We start from the raw sequence: 17,099 nt of genomic DNA on the forward strand, positions 1-17,099 counted from the left end.
GCAACTGCTCCGGATTCCACCCATTTCTGATTTGTTAACAGGTAGAGAAACCCTTTAAATGAGTGCTTTTTTTCAACAACTGAAAGAGCTTGCCCCGTGGCAGCAAACCGCTTTTGCCACCGCACTGGCGGAACGCATGTACCCTAACTACGCCCTGTTTTGTCAGGTGACGGAACAGGAAGAGCAGGCTGCAGCGCTCAAAAAAGGACTGATGCTGATCTGGGAACAACTGGCCAACAAAGACAGTAAGATCAACTTTGAGGTGCAGCTGGAGAAATTGGCAGATCTGATCCCGAACGATGCTGATTACGAGATGTACGGCGTATATCCTGCTATTGATGCTGCTATGGCGGCTCATACCGCCATGGAGCTGGCGATGGGCACTCAGGCTGAAGAAGTAACCCGCGTCAGTCGCCTGATGCGCCAGACCATCATCAGCTTTATCGAAGCGACAGAAGAACTGCCGGAAGATGAAAAAGCACGTCGTAAGGTACTGAACGATCACGAACTGATGCAGTTTGACCGGGAGTTTCAGGATGAGGTGCTTCAGCAGATCAGTAGCATGAAACATCCTCAGAAAGAGAAACTGAAAGAGCTGCGTATTATGGCGCAGAACGAAGGCGTCAGCTGTCTGGGGCTTGCGGTCTGAGGATCGGCAGTAGCGTTACAAATGAAAAAGCCCGTTTTGATCTCAGGATCGAAACGGGCTTTTTTATCAGCTCTTAAAGCTAACGGAACAAATCACTGCTCTTCTGCTGACACCTCAGATGCTGGTTCTTCCTCAGATACTGCAGAGGAAGACGCTTCATATTGCTGTTCTAACTGAATCTGTTCTACTTCTGAGCGGAACATCAGATTACCGCTGCCCATCAGATCCTGATAAGCCTGATAGGCAAAGCCGACGCAAAGCACTATCACAATGGCCGGAACGCTGACATAAATCTTTTTGAAGTGACGAATCACAAAGTAGGCGAACAGCAGCAGCTCGACAATGCCTAAACCGAGTACCAGATAATCCCCGATACCACTAATTCCTCTGACCACCGGATTATCATTTTCTGCAGATGTACCCAATAACTCCATACTGACCACACCTGAGCCGTTCAGCAGGCTGATAATAAAAATCACCAGCAACCAGGCTAACGCGATCCGTTTTTCATGAAACAGCGCCTGAAAAAACAGGGTACAGATGGCAAAAATAAAGGCCAGGAATGCACCGGCCAGATACCATTGATAGGCAATAAACTGCTCTGTGGACATGAATCTTCCTTTAGCGTTTGAGGGTATTGAGGCATTGATCCGCAGATAACTCTGCGTTAAAAACAAAAAGGCCCGCCCTCTTTAAAGGACAGGCCAGCATACATCGGTGACTTACTTCTTCAGCCAACCGTTACCCAGATCGATCAGGTTACCGGGCTTGGTTTTCTCGATCACTTTCTTACCTGCAATCTTTTCAACTTCTTCCAGAGTGATGCCATTTTTTGCCGCCAGATCTTTATAAACCTGGGTGCGCTTCTGGTTTACATCATCAACCAACGCCTTAACACCTGACTCCGGCTTCACCACACCAAGATATCCGGTATAGCGCTCACCAACCCAGCCATTATCTTTCGCGGCATCCAGATCCAGTGCAAATGCCGGAGCGGTCAGCACCAACGACAGTATAAGAACGGTAAACAGGGCGATCAGGGAAGAAGCCCACTGCTGTGGTGCCAAGCGGTTAATGCTCATCTTGTTATCCATCAGGTTAGCTCCTTAGAAAAGATCACTGTCTTCGCTGAACATCTGATCCAGCTCTTTATCAACCTTCACCCGAATCTCGTGGTCAATTTTGACGTTCAGGTTGATGGTGATCGGCTCCTTCGCCCCCACCTCAATACGAGGTGTACAGGCAGCAACAAAGCTGAACACACCTGCTAAAAGTAAAAGTCTGAGTATCATTGATACGTCCTTTGTGCTGATTCGCTGAGCGATTTATCGATCTGGTCGCTTAATCGCAGCGCCTTAAGTAGCGTCAGAATATTCTGCTCGCTGGCAAAATTCAGATTAACCGGCTGAGATTCTTCCCGGTTCTCACCCCGGATCTTAAGTACAGCGGTCAGTTGTCCGCTCTCTTCCATCTCAACATCACCCTGCAGAAGATCATAATGCAGCTGGTTAAGATGCTTTAACTGACTGGCAAGAACCGGTTGCTGTTGCAACATCGCCTGCCAGGCTGGGTTATCCTTTAGAATAATTTCACCGGTTTCACTTTTAACCTGCCCATTACGAATAGCGATACCCTTATCGCTGAGCAGAACCGGTAGTTTACCATTCAGCAGCCCGGTTACCTTGATCTGTTTCTCGCCAAGGGCAATCAGCTGGCTCAGATCCAACTTATCCAAGATCAGGTCTGATGCCTGATCCGAAGGAAATGGATACGTCATCTCTGCCATCCAAATTCGACCACCCAAGGTAGATGCTGAAAAATCACTCATACTGCCTGAAAGGGAGTCTTTTCCTTCAATCAGATGTCCGCTGGCATTCAGATCTGCTTTCAGGCCGGTAAGTTCCACGCCCGCAAAGACTCTGTCGATATTGAGCGTAGTAGGCTGCAGATCGATATCACCGTCGGCAAGCTTCAGATTTAACGGCAGATCGACATTGCTGAATTCATAACCCTTGGCTTCACCGGTCAGTTTGCTCAGGTTTAAAACCACTGAGGAGGCTATCTGTTCCAACAACTGATCGGGCGACGATACCGGAGAGCTCAGAGCTTTTTTGGCTAACTGATTGTCTGCCTGAAGACTAATTCGTCCATCGGTAATCCGGGTTCCTGCTGGCAGAACTAGCCATTCAGGAACGCGTGCCAGCTCGACCTCAGCTGCAACCTCATTGAGAACCTCATCATCGACAATCCGCGTGTTCACCGAAAACTCAGGTAAAAGACTGATTGGCGAACTTGCCAGCGTTGCAGTTCTGGCGGAAGCATCGATCAGTTTCCAGTTAAAATGCCCTGCGACGCTGTTGATGACCGTATCAACACTCAGATCCGATAAGCGGCCAGCCAACTCCAGGTCCGCCTGATACGGCACACGGGCATTTCGCTTAAGCCCCGGATACCGCACAAAAGCTTCGCCCTGCCCCTGATGCGCAAACTGCCAATGGCCACTTTGGGTAAACGGCTGCTGAAGCTCGACCGACCAACGACCACCATGCTGGAAAAGCGGAATTTCAAGACGGGAAGGAGCCCAAAGCACCGCATCATCGTTAGGGGCTGGCAGCAATGTGAACTCGCTGTTTGAGATATCCAAGCGAACATTCTGAAGCCAGGATAGAGCAATGTCCTGATCTGGTTTTGGCGTAAACACAGACGCCAGCTCCAGTCCGATGTCAGCATTCATGCCCAGGTTCAGTGAAAACTGCCTCGACTGATTAGCAAACAGAGGCTGAGGTTTAAGCTCTGCTTTCAGCTTACTTTCTATGCCAAAAGCCAGTTTTTCAGGTGTCAGTTTTATCTGAGGCAATAGCAGTTGAAACGCTATCGAGTTTGATGCCTTTGGTTGCCAACCCAGCTCCAGACCAGACAGATCCATAGCCTTAGAAATCAGATCCGCACGTATAACGTCTTTCAGCTTAAGACTCAGTCGTCCGCCCTGACGAAGAGCATCTTTATCGAGACCTTTCAGCCAATGATGCAGCCCAGAATCCTGCGGCAGGTTGAATAAGGCAGTAACGCAGTTTCCGGAAAGATCCTGAATCAGCTCTTTTCCGGGATTAAATCGAACCTGCTCTGACCCTGTCTCAGAGATACGGTATCCAAGGGAAAGCGTTCGCGGCACAAAAGAGAACTTGCAGACCTCTGTTGCTCCGGAATCAACAGCCCTAAGATCAAATGCAGGAAGACTGACCGCAATATCCGCCTTCTGTGCCTGCATCTGCAGGACCAATCTTGCATCATAATCTATAGGCTTCAGGCCGTATTGATCGACCTGAGACCTCAGCTCTTCAAAGGAGCTTTTTAGTGGAATCCATAGCGGAAGTTTGAACGCATCAGGAGATAACTGATCCAGTTGTTTTAAGGTCAGGCTTAACTGGTGATCCTGCGGACTCAGGCGCAGCCTGAAATCCAGATTTGCATCGCGTCTATCTGATTCATTTCGGGAACTGAAACTCAACTGCCAGTACGGCTGACCATTTTTATAACCCGGATCACCACTGAAATACTTGGCGCTGATGGTATGTTTCAGCGGCACACCGTGGAGATCCAAAGACCTGATGGTCATTGTTTGCAGCTGATACTGCTTTCGGAATGATTCGAGCTGAGCAAACAGGGAATCGACCTGTTTCAGATACTCGCCATAAGCTTTCTGAAAACTCAGCTCCTGACTCAATAGCAATTCTGCAGCGGTCTGATGCGGTTCGCCCGGAACAGATGGCTTTGCAACGTCTTCAACCGGAGCTACTGGATCCGGTACTTTAACCTCTGAATCATCGGAAGTTTGCGTCGCAGGCAAAAACTCCGGTAGCTGATCCGGTAAGCGGATCGTCAGTCGCTCGATAATAAGATCGCCGCTAGAAGGCCAGTTCACGCCCTGAATCTGAAGTTGACTGTTATTCGGTCCGGACAGAGTCAGCTGATGAAGCCGCTGCCAGCTTTTCAGCTCGATAGTATCCAGATGCAAACTATTTGCCGGTAAGCCTGCAACAGGCTCAGAAAGCAGATATTGATTGATAAAGGGGGGAAGCCAGCGGTCATGGCTATAAGCCAGAACCGCCAGCAGTAGGATCAGAAAGAGAAACAGACTCAGCAAAGAAGCCGAACCCATAATCAGAAGGCGCTGGAACCGCATCTGAAAAACTCTCCTGTCCCTAGGATAGAAGCGAGCTGCGCTTAAAGGCGCATCTCAATGCCCTGAGCCGCCATAAAGGCTTTGGCTTCAGGGATGGTGTATTCGCCAAAGTGGAAAATACTGGCGGCCAGCACCGCATCAGCATGACCTTCGGTAACACCATCTGCCAGATGCTGCAGATTACCGACACCACCGGATGCGATTACAGGGATCGGAATCGCGTTGCTGATAGTACGAGTGACATCCAGATCAAAACCGTTTTTGGTGCCGTCACGATCCATGCTGGTGAGCAGAATTTCACCGGCACCAAATTCGTTCATCTTAATCGCCCATTCCACCGCATCGATACCGGTCGGTTTGCGACCACCGTGAGTGAAGATCTCCCAACGGCCCGGCTCACCTTCTGCGCTAACACGCTTGCAGTCGATCGCCACAACGATGCACTGGCTGCCGAAACGCTCAGCCGCTTCACGGACAAAATCCGGGTTAAATACTGCTGCCGTGTTAATGCCTACCTTATCAGCACCGGCATTCAACATACGGCGGATATCTTCGCAGGTACGGATGCCGCCACCAACGGTCAGCGGGATAAAGACCTCACTGGCGATCTCTTCCACCATGTGAACGGTAGTGCCACGGTCTTCGTTACTGGCGGTGATATCCAGAAAAGTGATCTCATCCGCGCCTTGTTCGTTATAGCGTTTGGCAACCTCAACCGGGTTACCGGCGTCACGGATATCAACAAAGTTCACGCCCTTAACAACGCGGCCTTTATCCACATCCAGACAAGGAATAATTCGTTTTGCCAGTGCCATGATTGGCTCCTGTTTTCTTAAATCCAAAGTGATGAAACGACTGAAGCGTTATGCCTGCCAAAAGCTGCATCGAATTTTATCTGTAGCCGCCATGGATGGCGGCGGGCGAAAGTTCGGTTCAGGGATGAACCGACGCACGCCAGATGAAATCGATAGCAGCCTTTATTGCGACAGGCGCTGAATCAGGCGCTTTTACCATCCCATTCAGCAAAGTTCTTCAGTAGTTGCAGACCCGCATCGTGACTCTTCTCCGGGTGAAACTGCACGGCAACAACGTTTTCGTGTGCCAGCGCCACATGGCAGGTTTTGCCATAACGGGTTTCACCAATAACCTGAGACTGATCTGCGGCTTCTACATAGAAGCTGTGGACAAAGTAGAAGCGGGTATCATCTTCAATGCCATTCCAGATCGGATGACTACCGGTTTGCTTAACCCGGTTCCAACCCATGTGAGGCACTTTCAGCTTCTCACCGTTGTCATCCACCAGCGGATCGCCAAAGAAACGTACATGGCCATCAAATTGACCCAGACAAGGCACACCACCATTCTCTTCACTGTCCTGCATCAGAGCCTGATAGCCGACGCAGATACCCAGGAAAGGCTTACCGGAAGCGATATTTTCCTGCACCACTTTATCCACACCCAGACGACGGATCTCCGCCATACAGTCACGAATCGCGCCCACACCGGGCAGCACTACGTGCTCGGCATTACGGATCACTTCAGGGTCAGATGTGACAACTACTTTCTGGTCAGTCGCAACATGCTCAAGCGCTTTGGACACCGAGTGGAGATTACCCATGCCGTAATCGATAACAGCAATAGTTTTCATCGTAATTCCTTAACTGGGAGCTTAAAGGCTGCCTTTAGTGGATGGCATCATGCCGGCCATACGCTCATCCATGGTCAGCGCCATGCGCAGAGCACGGCCAAAGGCTTTGAAGATTGTCTCGGCCTGATGGTGAGCGTTGTAACCTTTCAGGTTATCGATGTGCAGTGTCACACCGGCATGATTCACAAAGCCATGGAAAAACTCTGAGAACAACTGAGTATCAAAACGACCAATGCTGGCTCGGGTAAAGTCAACATTCAGATCCAGCCCCGGACGACCGGAGAAATCGATCACCACGCGGGAAAGCGCTTCATCCAGTGGCACGTAAGAGTGGCCATAGCGGGTCATACCCTTCTTATCACCAACTGCCTTGGCAAAAGCCTGACCCAGGGTAATACCCAGATCTTCAACAGTATGGTGATCATCGATATGCAGATCCCCTTTGGCAACGATATCCATATCGATCAGGCCATGACGGGCGATCTGGTCAATCATGTGCTCTAAAAAAGGAACGCCGGTGTCGATGTTCAGTTTGCCGGTGCCATCAAGATTGATAGAAACCTTAATTTGGGTTTCCAGGGTGTTACGCTCTACGCTTGCGGTACGCTCCGCCATGAAGATTCTCCGGAGGGCTTTGTTATTCAAGAAAACGTGAATTATAGAGAATCTGACCTGCTATCCGCTACAATACTTCCGCAGACATCGCGCTTTATTCCACGCGCGTAATGGATCGCAACCAAGGTATCGGGTGCTATTCGGGGTCAGACCCGCCTATTATGCACCATTCAAAAGGGTTTTATGTCCAAAACCTCTTTTATCTTTCTTTCGGAGACGCTGTATGCCCGTTTTATTAACAACCGTTAATGACAAGACCGATCAAGCCCGTGTTGAGCAGCTGGAAAAAATTTATGCTGATGCTCAACCCGAACGTCTGGCACAGCTTCCGAATGTCGATTCTGCGAAAAGCTTTGTAGAAAATATTCTGCAAAGTCCTGATCATACTTTCTATTGCGGACTGTTCAATGAACGCCTGATCGCAGCTTTAGTTGCCAGCCAAGATGACGACTATTGGCAGGTAAGTCATCTGTGCGTGCGCAGCGTGACCCGCCGCCGCGGTGTGGGCAGTCGCTTACTGACGTTGGTTATCGAAGCGGCACGCGCGGAAGGAAAAGCGATTCGCGTTGCAGCAGATGCGCTGATGACTCAGGATCATATTATTCTGCAACGTATGGGCTACACACTGAATGAAGCCGGTGACAACTATTTGCTGGATCTGCGCCGCTAACCGCGCTGATCCGCATTCAACGATTCCAAAACAAACAATCTAACTATTAACAATTGAACTATTCACAACAGGGAAGGAATTAACGTGCGACTCATTCTGAAAACCCTTCTGTATCTGGTGGGTTTTATTGTTGTGCTCCTGGCGGGCATCGCTATCTACCTGACCCAGTTCTTTGACGCCAACCAGTACAAACCCCAGATACTGGAAGCCGCTGAAAGCGCGGGAGTACCACTGGAAATCAACGGTGAACTGAACGTCACTGTTTTCCCCCGCATCGGCCTGAATATTAATGAAGTCGCCGTTAAGCTTCCCGATGAAGCCAAAACGACACTGGCCTCTGTGAATCAGGTCGCCGTATTTGTGAAGGTTATGCCTCTGTTTTCCGGCTCTGTAGAAGTTGACCGTGTCATTGTGGACAAGCTTGAAGCGGACCTGGTTGTGGATAAGTCAGGCGTCGGCAACTGGCAGGCCCTGATCCCGGAAAGCACGGAAACGGCAACAGATGCAGATTCTAAAACCGATACCGCTGCAAGCGACTCATCCGCGGACAATGCCGAAAGTTCGCCTGCAGCCCTGCCTGCCATCGCCATTGGCGGCATCGATATCACCAACGCACGACTGAGCTTTACCGACCAGCAACAGGATATGCGCTTTGCGGTTAAAGAACTTAACTTCACCAGCGACAATGTACAGCTGGGCGAAAGCTTCCCGATTGAGTTCTCTACTCAGGTATCCAGCAGCAACCCTCAACTGGACGCAACGCTGCAACTGAGCGCCCGTGTTCTGGCAGATCTGGACAAGCAATTGTTCCGTCTGAACAGCCTCGATCTTCAGCTAAATGCCAACTCACCACTGATTCCCGGTAACAAAGCACAGCTGACCGTTCAGGCTGATGCAGAAGCAAATCTGCAACAGGATATGGCTCGCTTTAACGCCAGCAAGATTGGTGTAAACGGCATCAATATCGCGCTGAACACTCAGGTTAACAAACTGACAACAGCTCCTGCGGTTAAAGGTGATCTTAAAATCAGCCAGTTCAACCTGAAAGAAACTCTGGCGCAACTTGAGATCGCATTGCCTGAGATGGCGCGAAAGGATGCAATGAACGCTCTGGCTCTGTCTGCTAATTTTGAAGCATCCACAGAAGCCGCAGCGATTAAAGACCTTCTGATCACACTGGATGACACCACTATTAAAGGTGCAGCATCCGTGCAACTCGCGAATCAGGCCATTGTCGCTCAGCTGGATATCGACAAGCTCAACGCAGATAGCTACTTGCCGCCGGTGAAAGAGGAAGAGGCCGCGGCTGAAGAAACAGCACCTGCTGAGCCTGCACCGGAAACAGACCTGCTGCCAGTTGAGCTGATCAAAACCCTGAACGCGGATGCCAAAATCAACCTGAATCAGCTAACCATCAAAAAGCTGGATATCTCAGACATTCAACTGGCTGTCACCGCGAAAGACGGCGTTGTGGATCTGAGTAAGGCAAACGCCAAGCTCTATGATGGCAGCATCACCAATACTGCCCGACTGGATGTTCGTCCGACACCTCTGACCATCAGCTTTAAACACGCGACTTCTGGTGTACAAATCACGCCGATTTTGGCACAGATGGTTGAGTTCGAAGACGTGACGGGGGCCGTTAACGCAAGTGCCAACTTCACGACCAAAACCAACCGTGTCTCTACCTTGATGAGCAACCTGAACGGCAAGGTTGATTTTGATATCCGTAACGGTGCTTTCCTGGGTACCAATCTGGCTAAAGAGATGTGTAGCGCCCTGGGCGATGCGAAAAGCGCCCAATGGTCGCCAAATACTAACTTTACCTCTCTTAAAGGCAGCATGGTCTTTAAAAATGGTGTCGGTCAGAACAAGGATATGACCATAGCAACCCCTGGCATCCTGTTGACCGGTTACGGCAACCTGAACCTGCCAAAGGAAACCTTTGCCTACAATATGGGCGCACAGATCACTGACGCTAACGACAAGGTATGCACCGTTAAGAGCAACTTTAAAGCCGTACGCTGGCCTGTAGCCTGTAAAGGCAGTTATGGTACGCCCTTTGACATCAATTGCGGGCTCGATAGCAGTGCAATCGGCGACACCATCGCTAAGATTGCAGAAGCAGAGGCCAAAGCCGCTCTTGATGCAGAAAAAGCACGCCTGAAAGCTGAAGCCGATGCAGAAAAAGCTCGCCTTGAAGCAGAGGCTAAAGCGAAACTTGAAGCAGAGAAAGCTGCAGCCCGCAAAAAAGCAGAGGAAGCCGCCAAGAAGAAACTGAAAAGTCTCTTCTGATAAACATGTGTAGGCTACCTGACTGGTTTGATCAGATAGCCTGCTCAGTTACAATATCTAAAACCTAGCAAAAGGGTCGGTCATACCGACCCTTTTCTATAACTACCCACAACGTGCGATCAAACCTACGTTCACAGGTATTCAATCTTGGATCTGTCTGTAAAGCCTCATACTGCGGAACTCATCTCCACTGCCATCCTTGACTGGTATGACGAGAACGGTCGTAAATCTCTGCCATGGCAGCAAGAGCGTACGGCTTATAAAGTCTGGTTATCCGAAGTGATGCTGCAGCAAACTCAGGTCGCAACGGTTATTCCTTATTTCGAAGCCTTTATTGACCGATTTCCAACTATTGAAGCGCTGGCTAAGGCTCATATTGATGAGGTGTTGCACCTCTGGACAGGTCTTGGTTATTACGCCCGTGCACGAAATCTGCACAAATGCGCCCAGACAATTACCGAGAACTATCAGGGGAAATTTCCCGAAGATCAGGCAGCCCTAGAAGCTTTACCGGGTATCGGCCGCTCAACAGCTGCCGCTATTATTGCCCAAACCTTCGACAAGCCTGCAGCCATTCTCGATGGCAACGTCAAACGCCTGCTCGCTCGACTGCATTGTGTTCCCGGATGGCCCGGACAGAGTCAAACACTGAAAGCACTCTGGCAATTAGCGGAACACTATACGCCTCCAACCCGCTGTCAGGCGTACACTCAGGCGGTAATGGACATGGGCGCTATGGTCTGCACCCGCCGAAATCCGAAATGCGATCTCTGCCCGATTGAGAAATGGTGCGCCGCGCGAAGCACTGCCAGCCAGCATGATTTCCCGAATTCCAAACCAAAGAAAACCAATCCGGTTCGCCAAAGTATTCTTTTCGTGCTGCAAACTCCTGATGGAAACTGCTTGCTTTTGCAACGACCACCAACAGGTATCTGGGGCGGGCTCTGGAGCTTACCCGATGCCAGCGAAACAGAAGGCTTACTGGACGCTTTACCCCATAAGTATGATGCAGAGAAGCTTGAACATAAATTCTCCCACTTCACTCTTGAAGCCGAGATTCGCATCTGCCATCTGAATAAAGACCAGCTAAGAAAGCTGGAACAAAATATTCGTGAAGAAAGGCATCGCTGGTACAACCCTCAACAGCCCGATAGTATCGGCCTGCCAGGGCCTATTCATAAACTGCTCCACCGTTAACCTGACCTGCTTTATTTTATCTGGAGAAAATCACCATGAGTCAGACTGTATTCTGTAAAAAATATCAGAAAGATCTCGAAGCACTAATCATCCCGCCTTTCCCCGGCGCGAAAGGTCAGGAAATTGTGCAAACCGTTTCCAAACTGGCCTGGCAGGAATGGTTGAAATACCAGACCATGCTGATCAATGAAAAGCATCTGAACATGATGAACCCGGAATCACGGCAGTTTCTGATGGCAGAAATGGATAAATTCTTCTCAAACTCTGATGATCTTGAGCCAGTTGCCGGTTACGTCCCGCCTGAAAGTTAAAAAAGCCATTAAGCGACTGTATTTTTTTAACTTTTTTTGAAAAAAGAGTTGACGCAAAAAAGGCTTTCCTGTTTAATACGCCTCGTTGGCCGGATAGCTCAGTTGGTAGAGCAGAGGATTGAAAATCCTCGTGTCGGCGGTTCGATTCCGTCTCCGGCCACCACTCTTTTGCTGGGGTATCGCCAAGCGGTAAGGCACCGGTTTTTGGTATCGGCACTCCCAGGTTCGAATCCTGGTACCCCAGCCATCTTTGCTTCAAATCTTTATTGCCGGTATAGCTCAGTCGGTAGAGCAACTGACTTGTAATCAGTAGGTCCCGGGTTCGACTCCTGGTGCCGGCACCATTTCAGCACTTCTTATATCTTACCCGCTGATAACTTCTTTTGAAGCATAGGCTGGCCGGATAGCTCAGTTGGTAGAGCAGAGGATTGAAAATCCTCGTGTCGGCGGTTCGATTCCGTCTCCGGCCACCACTCCTTTGCTGGGGTATCGCCAAGCGGTAAGGCACCGGTTTTTGGTATCGGCACTCCCAGGTTCGAATCCTGGTACCCCAGCCATCTTCTTCTCTCAAAATATTTTCCCGGCAGCCATAAGCTTTCTTTGCGACCACCTGCATATCGCATACACTTTAAACATCACTGTTTTTCAGGCTTACCGATATGTCTTTTTCCCGACGCGTACTGATTGTCGATAACTCGCCGATTTTTCTGAATATTCTGAAAGAAGCGATTATTGCTGAATGCAACTTTATGCCTGAGGTATTCACCGCAGCCAGCCACCGGGAAGCGTGCAAACACCTTGAAGAATCCAAGGACTGGTTGGCCGTGATCAGTGGTTATGAGCTAGCCGATGCCCCGCAAGGGGAGTTCATTGCCAACACGCTGAAGTTCAATATCCCAACCATCGTTCTGACATCATCGCTCAATGCCAGTGATCGGGAAAAGGCCCTAAGCCTCAATATCGTCGATTACTTCCCGAAAGATATCAATTGCTTCGAGGATGTCGCCCACCTGATCAACCAGCTAAAAGACAATCATCGGCATAAGATTCTGATCGTTGATGACTCACCCGCGTTTTGCTCCTTCGCAGAACGCTTGCTGCTGAATCAGAACTATCAGGTAGTGGTCTGCAACAGCTCTGAAAGTGCCCTCAAGATCCTGAGATGCACGCCGGATATCAATCTGACCTTGATCGATTACATTCTTCCGGATATGGACGGCAGTAAACTGATCCCCCAGATCCGAAAACTGCGCAATGCAGACAAACTACCCATCATTGCCGTATCAGCTTTTAACGAAAAAAACATAGCAGCCCGAATGATTAAAGCAGGAGCCAGTGACTTCCTGCTTAAACCGATCAATCACGAAGAGCTTCTGATGCGCATCAGAAACAGCCTGAAACTGGTAAATCAGATCAGACTCTCTGAAAAAGCTCGAAAAGAGGCCGAGATTGCCAATCAGGCCAAATCCCAACTGCTTTCTCGCATCAGCCACGAACTCAGAACCCCGCTTAACGCCATTCTGGGCTTCAGCCAGCTCCTGAAAGGTGATGGCAATCTGGATAGTGATCAGACTGACGCTCTGCACGAGATCAATCATGCCAGCCACCATCTGCTACATATGATCAATGAAGTACTGGATCTCAGCCAGATCGAAACAGGACAGGTCAAGCTCCACCCCGGAAGTGTCAATGTTGCTTGCCTGATTCACGAAACAGCCAGCATGTTTAGCACCATTGCCGGCCAGAAGAATGTGACTCTCGAATTGCCGGAACGCTCCGAAGCCAGTGAAGATATGATCACCACAGACCCTCAGCGCCTGAAACAGATACTGATCAACCTGATCAATAATGGCATCAAATACAATCGCCCTGATGGCAGACTTCTGATCAGCACAACCACAGATGAACAAAGCATCACTATTCGGGTAAAAGATACCGGCCTAGGTATCCCGAAAGATAAAGCTGACATGCTGTTTCAACCATTCTCCCGGCTACATGAGCGCACCCATGACATTGAAGGCAGTGGGTTAGGGCTGGCGATCTGCAAGAATTTAGTTGAACTTTTAAAGGGAGAACTCAAAGTTAACAGCACAGAAGGTGTCGGCAGCACCTTCTCTATTACCCTACCAAAAGAACTCGACTTTAAGACACCGCAACCAGAATACTTCATCTAACCGTTTCTTCTCGAACCAAACTCACGAACATAAAAAAGCCCGGCATTCTTGCCGGGCTTTTGATAACCAGATAATCCCAAAGACGATCAGAATACCTCTTCCGGTTTTAACTCAAACACACGCTCTTCGATCTCAAGGTTAATTTCACTACCTTGCGCTTTGGCTTCTTCATTCTGCTCATTAAGGAAACTGATTGCGCCATTTTCCTCATTAGCGCCCTGATCAACCACAATCTCTACCCGGCGGTTCTTCGCCCGGCTTTCACGACTGTCATTTGGCACCAGAGGCTTGGTATCGGCAAAACCAATTACCTTCATGCGGGACGATTCCACCAGATTATCCAGCTCCAGCTCAAAAGCCACTGAAGATGCACGTGCAGAAGATAGATCCCAGTTAGAACGGAAACGATCAGTATTAATCGGGATATCGTCCGTATGGCCTTCGATTGTGATCTTACCCGGCGTTGCAGCTAAAGCCTGACGAATCTTATCCATTACCAGCTCAAACTGCTCGGAGAGCACAGCACTACCCGGAGAGAAAGAGCCTTTTTCTTCCACGCGGATAATAATATTGCGCTTGCGGGACTCAACCTGAATCTTGCCCTCCTCAATCTCTTCTTTAAGGATTTTGGCAATCGCTTCCGCATCAGCCTGAGTCTGAGACTCAGTCTCTGTCACCGTAGTAGTATTCTCAGTTCTAAGATTAGGTTCCAGCTCAGTTGTCATCTGCTGAATTATTTCCAGAGGATTGGGTTCAGGCTTACCTGGAGAGTAATTCTCCATAATCACACTAGTACCCATAGGGATATCGTTTGCCTGAATCTGACGCTGAATACCATAGGCTTTGGACAACTCACCTGCCAGACGCTTGAACTTGGTCACATCCATCTCAGAAAAAGAGAGCAGAAGTACAAAGAAACACATCAGGAGCGACATCAGGTCGGCAAAGGTCATTACCCAGGCGGCAGCCGGTGGGGGGCAGTCGCACTCTTCTACATCATCACTCATACTTGAATCCTGAAATACCTAATGCTTCAGCTCAGAGCCTGATTAACAGGCTCTGAGAACACTCCTGTTTATTCCGAAAAACCGGCTTATTCCTGAGCGGGCTGCTCGAAGGTGGCATCATCACGAACCCCTGCTGGCAGATAAGTACGCAACATATCTTCAATAACCCGCGGATTCTGACCTGACTGAATCGCCAGCAGGGCATCGATGATGATCGACTGAATCTGAGCTTCTTCAGTCATACGCAGGGTCAGCTTATCGGCAATAGGAATCGCAATCATAGTCGCCAGCATCGCACCATAGAGCGTGGTCAACAGTGCTACCGCCATCGCCGGACCAATGGATTTAGGATCATCCATGTTGGATAGCATCTGAACCAGACCGATCAGAGTACCAATCATACCCATTGCCGGACCAACATCGCCAATGGAGGTAAACACTTTGGCGCCCCACTTGTGACGCTCTAGGGTCATCGCACGGTCTTTGCTCAGCATGGTGCGTACAACTTCACGGTCCTGACCATCAACCAGCAGCTGCATGCCGTTTTTCAGGTACTTGTTATCAACCTCTTTATCTTCCAGCGCCAACAAGCCACCTTTTCGGGCTACCTGAGCCACATCAACCAGAACACCGATAATCTCTTCGGTTGATTCCAACTTGAACGCAAACGCTTTTGCGGCAACCTTAACAGCGCCAAGAAACTGGCCAAGGCTGTACTTTGAAAGAACAACAAACAAGGATCCGCCGATTACAATCAGCAAGGAGGGAATATTGACGAAAATGACAGGGTCGCCGCCGAGAATCATTGCCATAGCAACAATACCGATTGCACCGATAATACCAAGCAGGGTAGCTAAATCCACAGAGAACTCCTTGGTTCCTTGATACGAAGTTGATGGCTATTACAAGTGATAGCACATAATGCGACTCAGCAAAGCCTTTGTAACATTATGCAACTTTTTAAAATCCTACGCGTATAATAGCGACTTTTCCTCATCGGTTGAATGGCTTTACCGCAAGAGTTTTGACTCTCTCGCAAGACCTTATTGTTATTTCTCTTATTTAAGTTCGCACCAAAATTACAACCCTTTGTTTTCATTAGGGTTTATAATCCTGTTTTTATTCGCGTCTTTTTCGCTATTGAACCAATGGATATTCTCCGGTAACGTCTGCCGGTTTGCGCTAAGTGGTACATATCGGAGGTTTGGTGATGGCTCAACCCAAAGCAAAAGACTTTGCGGGTAAAATGGCCGAATTGGAGCAACTGGTCTCTCAGCTGGAAGCCGGTGAACTCTCTCTGGAAGAATCTCTGAAGGCCTTTGAAGGCGGTATCCGTCTGATCAGAGACTGCCAGAACAAGCTCAACCAGGCAGAACAAAAAGTCAGTCTGCTGCTGGAAGAAAACGGCCAACTGACCGAAGCGCCCTTATCGCCACCTACCATTACGGAATAATAGTTCAACGTGAGCATTCAAGAACACATTAAACCTCTGATGGAGCGTTCCGACCATCAGCTTGATCAGCTTCTCTCTGCGTCAACTTCAGCTTCCGGCCAACTGCTGGATGCCATGCGCTACAGCGTATTTAACGGTGGCAAACGCTTCCGCCCCGTCCTGGCTTATGCCGCGTGTCAGGCAATTACCGGGCAGATCGAAGATGCGGATGCCTCTGCTGCGGCCGTTGAGCTGATCCATGCTTATTCCCTAGTTCACGATGATCTGCCGGCAATGGACGACGACGATCTGCGTCGAGGCCAACCGACCTGCCATATCAAGTTTGATGAAGCTACCGCAATTCTGGCAGGGGACGCACTGCAAACTGCCGCCTTTACCGCCCTGCTAAAGCACAACAATCCTGGGCACCTGCCGAAGCTACTGTCAGAACTGACTCAGGCAAGCGGCGCATTGGGTATGGTTGCAGGTCAGATGATCGACCTTGCATCCGTTGGCCACACGCTGGATGTCGCCGCTCTGGAAAACATGCACCGACACAAGACCGGTGCTCTGATCTGCGCCAGTGTCCGTATGGGCGCTATAGCGGGCAATGCCAGCGAAACGCAGCTGAGCGCTCTGACGACATACGCTCAGGCACTGGGGCTAGCCTTTCAGGTTCAGGACGACATCCTTGATGTTGAAGGCGACACCAGCACTCTTGGCAAACAGGCCGGGGCTGACGCCGCACTGGATAAACCGACTTATCCGGCCTTACTGGGGCTAGAGCAGGCCAAAGCAAAAGCCCATGAACTGGTTGATACAGCCTTGTCCGCATTGGAAGGTTTCGGCCCGGAAGCCCATCTTTTAAGAGAGCTGGCTCGTTATGTGATTCAGCGTAATCACTAAGCGAACCGCACA

Annotated in this window: 17 protein-coding genes and 5 tRNA genes; 13 read left to right on the plus strand and 9 right to left on the minus strand. The window is 49.6% G+C overall.

What is annotated here, in order from left to right; genetic code table 11:
• Window positions 1-58 precede the first annotated feature (58 nt).
• On the plus strand, window positions 59-649 hold the full coding sequence (locus BV405_RS05605) for a YjaG family protein (protein ID WP_086479879.1): 591 nt from the start codon (window positions 59-61) through the stop codon (window positions 647-649).
• Between the two features lie 92 nt (window positions 650-741).
• On the opposite strand, the gene BV405_RS05610 is transcribed toward BV405_RS05605, so the two are convergent.
• The 7 genes from BV405_RS05610 to hisB all read right to left on the minus strand — a co-directional run bounded on the left by BV405_RS05610 (window position 742) and on the right by hisB (window position 7,095).
• Window positions 742-1,260: a hypothetical protein gene (locus BV405_RS05610; protein ID WP_086479880.1), complete on the minus strand. Its 519-nt coding sequence runs from the start codon at window positions 1,258-1,260 to the stop codon at window positions 742-744.
• A gap of 111 nt (window positions 1,261-1,371) precedes the next feature.
• Window positions 1,372-1,743: a YdbL family probable chaperone protein gene (locus tag BV405_RS05615; protein WP_245832245.1), complete on the minus strand. Its 372-nt coding sequence runs from the start codon at window positions 1,741-1,743 to the stop codon at window positions 1,372-1,374.
• A gap of 12 nt (window positions 1,744-1,755) precedes the next feature.
• Window positions 1,756-1,941, minus strand: a complete 186-nt coding sequence (locus tag BV405_RS05620; protein WP_086479881.1) for a YnbE family lipoprotein — start codon at window positions 1,939-1,941, stop codon at window positions 1,756-1,758.
• Window positions 1,938-4,832, minus strand: a complete 2,895-nt coding sequence (locus tag BV405_RS05625) for an intermembrane phospholipid transport protein YdbH family protein (RefSeq protein WP_086479882.1) — start codon at window positions 4,830-4,832, stop codon at window positions 1,938-1,940. The genes BV405_RS05620 and BV405_RS05625 overlap by 4 nt, the downstream gene beginning before the upstream one ends.
• Before the next feature lie 41 nt (window positions 4,833-4,873).
• A complete protein-coding gene (gene hisF, locus BV405_RS05630) occupies window positions 4,874-5,647 on the minus strand; it encodes an imidazole glycerol phosphate synthase subunit HisF (RefSeq protein ID WP_086479883.1) in 774 nt (257 codons plus the stop codon).
• Window positions 5,648-5,829: 182 nt separating this feature from the next.
• Window positions 5,830-6,480 carry an imidazole glycerol phosphate synthase subunit HisH gene (hisH, locus tag BV405_RS05635; protein ID WP_086479884.1) on the minus strand — a complete coding sequence of 217 codons (651 nt, stop codon included), beginning with the start codon at window positions 6,478-6,480 and terminating at the stop codon, window positions 5,830-5,832.
• Window positions 6,481-6,501: 21 nt separating this feature from the next.
• Window positions 6,502-7,095, minus strand: coding sequence for an imidazoleglycerol-phosphate dehydratase HisB (hisB, locus tag BV405_RS05640; protein WP_086479885.1), 594 nt, complete (start codon window positions 7,093-7,095; stop codon window positions 6,502-6,504).
• Window positions 7,096-7,318: 223 nt separating this feature from the next.
• Here hisB and BV405_RS05645 point away from each other — a divergent pair, with 223 nt between their 5' ends.
• The 10 genes from BV405_RS05645 (at window position 7,319) to BV405_RS05690 (ending at window position 13,742) form a co-directional block, all read left to right on the plus strand.
• A complete protein-coding gene (locus BV405_RS05645) occupies window positions 7,319-7,765 on the plus strand; it encodes an acetyl-CoA sensor PanZ family protein (RefSeq protein ID WP_086479886.1) in 447 nt (148 codons plus the stop codon).
• Window positions 7,766-7,849: 84 nt separating this feature from the next.
• Window positions 7,850-10,060, plus strand: coding sequence for an AsmA family protein (locus tag BV405_RS05650; RefSeq protein ID WP_176330065.1), 2,211 nt, complete (start codon window positions 7,850-7,852; stop codon window positions 10,058-10,060).
• A 147-nt stretch (window positions 10,061-10,207) separates the two neighbouring features.
• A complete protein-coding gene (gene mutY, locus BV405_RS05655; RefSeq protein ID WP_245832246.1) occupies window positions 10,208-11,257 on the plus strand; it encodes an A/G-specific adenine glycosylase in 1,050 nt (349 codons plus the stop codon).
• Between the two features lie 35 nt (window positions 11,258-11,292).
• On the plus strand, window positions 11,293-11,568 hold the full coding sequence (locus BV405_RS05660; protein WP_086479888.1) for an oxidative damage protection protein: 276 nt from the start codon (window positions 11,293-11,295) through the stop codon (window positions 11,566-11,568).
• 87 nt (window positions 11,569-11,655) lie between these two features.
• Window positions 11,656-11,731 (plus strand) — tRNA-Phe (locus BV405_RS05665).
• Window positions 11,732-11,740: 9 nt separating this feature from the next.
• Window positions 11,741-11,815, plus strand: a tRNA-Gln gene (locus tag BV405_RS05670).
• 21 nt (window positions 11,816-11,836) lie between these two features.
• Window positions 11,837-11,912: transfer RNA gene (locus BV405_RS05675), tRNA-Thr, on the plus strand.
• A 53-nt stretch (window positions 11,913-11,965) separates the two neighbouring features.
• Window positions 11,966-12,041: transfer RNA gene (locus BV405_RS05680), tRNA-Phe, on the plus strand.
• A gap of 9 nt (window positions 12,042-12,050) precedes the next feature.
• Window positions 12,051-12,125, plus strand: a tRNA-Gln gene (locus BV405_RS05685).
• Between the two features lie 102 nt (window positions 12,126-12,227).
• Window positions 12,228-13,742 carry a hybrid sensor histidine kinase/response regulator gene (locus BV405_RS05690; protein ID WP_086479889.1) on the plus strand — a complete coding sequence of 505 codons (1,515 nt, stop codon included), beginning with the start codon at window positions 12,228-12,230 and terminating at the stop codon, window positions 13,740-13,742.
• Between the two features lie 86 nt (window positions 13,743-13,828).
• Here the strand turns inward: BV405_RS05690 and BV405_RS05695 are convergent, their stop codons facing one another.
• Both BV405_RS05695 and pomA read right to left on the minus strand, forming a co-directional pair.
• Window positions 13,829-14,749, minus strand: a complete 921-nt coding sequence (locus tag BV405_RS05695; protein WP_086479890.1) for a flagellar motor protein MotB — start codon at window positions 14,747-14,749, stop codon at window positions 13,829-13,831.
• A gap of 86 nt (window positions 14,750-14,835) precedes the next feature.
• On the minus strand, window positions 14,836-15,612 hold the full coding sequence (gene pomA, locus BV405_RS05700) for a flagellar motor protein PomA (RefSeq protein ID WP_086479891.1): 777 nt from the start codon (window positions 15,610-15,612) through the stop codon (window positions 14,836-14,838).
• A 347-nt stretch (window positions 15,613-15,959) separates the two neighbouring features.
• On the opposite strand from pomA, the gene BV405_RS05705 reads away from it, so the two are divergent.
• Both BV405_RS05705 and ispA read left to right on the plus strand, forming a co-directional pair.
• Window positions 15,960-16,202 (plus strand): exodeoxyribonuclease VII small subunit, encoded by a 243-nt coding sequence (locus BV405_RS05705; protein WP_086479892.1) that lies wholly within the window; start codon window positions 15,960-15,962, stop codon window positions 16,200-16,202.
• Window positions 16,203-16,211: 9 nt separating this feature from the next.
• Window positions 16,212-17,087 carry a (2E,6E)-farnesyl diphosphate synthase gene (gene ispA, locus BV405_RS05710; protein ID WP_281251641.1) on the plus strand — a complete coding sequence of 292 codons (876 nt, stop codon included), beginning with the start codon at window positions 16,212-16,214 and terminating at the stop codon, window positions 17,085-17,087.
• The last annotated feature ends 12 nt before the right edge of the window (window positions 17,088-17,099 follow it).

The sequence above is a fragment of the Oceanospirillum sanctuarii genome, from assembly GCF_002150805.1.
Lineage (GTDB): Bacteria > Pseudomonadota > Gammaproteobacteria > Pseudomonadales > Halomonadaceae > Oceanospirillum > Oceanospirillum sanctuarii.